Source organism: Bacillus sp. 05T31, from assembly GCF_056396725.1.
In genome coordinates, this window is record NZ_JBFTMA010000961.1 from 1 (window position 1) to 1,239 (window position 1,239).

Sequence of the window (1,239 nt, forward strand, 5' to 3'; positions counted from 1 at the left end):
GAAAAAAGGACAAACCTCTCAAGGGGGGAAGTCTGTCCAAAATCAGGTGAACCTCATTCATCAACTATTCGGTATTCCAGCATAAAAGTGGATTCCGTTAGGAATTTCTTCACTTCTTTATATCTTCAAAAAATGTTTGCACCAGAACCAAAATTCTAACTTTTTATCAAACTTTATTAAAAGTTACAAATTGAAGTGATTTTTAATAGATTAAGTAAATTATATCATTTAAGATAAAAACTAAATGTTCTAGTATTTAACTTTTTTCAAAACATCGCGACTTTACTTTAAATTAACATCTATCTATGCATCTAATTTTGTTTTCAAAGAATATTTGGCCATAAAAAACTGCACCTCTAATTGTTAGTTATGTCTAACAATTAGAGGTGCAGTTCACTAATGAGGTGCTACTTTTCTATCTATTTACACACGTACAGCCGTACCGCTTACCGCAACCATTAACATTCCGTCACGAACCACTTCGTAGTCTACATCGATACCAACAATTGCATTTGCTCCTTTTTGCGTTGCAAGTTGTTTCATTTCTTCCATCGCAATGTCACGAGCTTCTTTTAATTTACTCTCATAAGCACCAGAACGGCCACCTACAACATCACGAACAGAAGCAAAGATGTCGCGTACGATATTTGCACCCATAATTGCTTCACCGTTTACGATGTCCACATACTCAATAATTTCTTTACCCTGAATAGTATTAGTTGTTGTTACGATCATTGCTGACACACTCCTATAATCTCTAAAAATTTATTTTCGTTTCTTATAATCTTATTATTCATTTATACTTGAATCGTCTTTTTTTGTATGTAAAATTTCCCCTTAACGTACAACGTTTTTTTGTCGTGTCAAGCTAAATATAGCATACATACAACAAGGGAATACAGCACATATCAGCATACAAGCATTCCCTTGTTATTTTTATGTTATTACTTTACATTTTATGTCCCCACTGGTCAAAGTGATAATCTTTACCGTCGATTTTAAACCAACCGTCTGAATAAAGTGAACCATCTTCTCTAGCACAATACCAAAGGTATCCGTATGCAAGAGGCCAAGGTCTATATCCACCACCAACTTGGAACCATCCTGTTTTAGCTGCTCCATTCTCATCGAAGTAATAATATTTATTATCGATAGTTTGCCAGCCCGTTTGTGCTACGCCGTTATTGTCAAAATGGTATAGTTTACCATCTATTTTTTCAAATCCTGCGCGGTTAACTG

Annotated in this window: 1 protein-coding gene and 2 pseudogenes; 1 reads left to right on the forward strand and 2 read right to left on the reverse strand. The window is 34.7% G+C overall.

Features of this window, described 5'->3' with window-relative positions:
- A pseudogene (locus AC1DJR_RS30310) lies at positions 1 to 85 on the forward strand (IS6 family transposase); the annotation flags it as partial.
- Between the two features lie 338 nt (positions 86 to 423).
- Here AC1DJR_RS30310 and AC1DJR_RS30315 read toward each other — a convergent pair.
- Both AC1DJR_RS30315 and AC1DJR_RS30320 read right to left on the reverse strand, forming a co-directional pair.
- A complete protein-coding gene (locus AC1DJR_RS30315; RefSeq protein WP_000637487.1) occupies positions 424 to 735 on the reverse strand; it encodes a heavy metal-binding domain-containing protein in 312 nt (103 codons plus the stop codon).
- A 214-nt stretch (positions 736 to 949) separates the two neighbouring features.
- Positions 950 to 1,239 (reverse strand): annotated as a pseudogene (locus AC1DJR_RS30320) (cell wall-binding protein); the annotation flags it as partial.

What these genes read in the sequence shown, in the direction of transcription:
- AC1DJR_RS30315 (WP_000637487.1), bottom strand. Translation starts at nt 735, where the DNA reads ATGATCGTAACAACAACTAATACTATTCAGGGTAAAGAAATTATTGAG.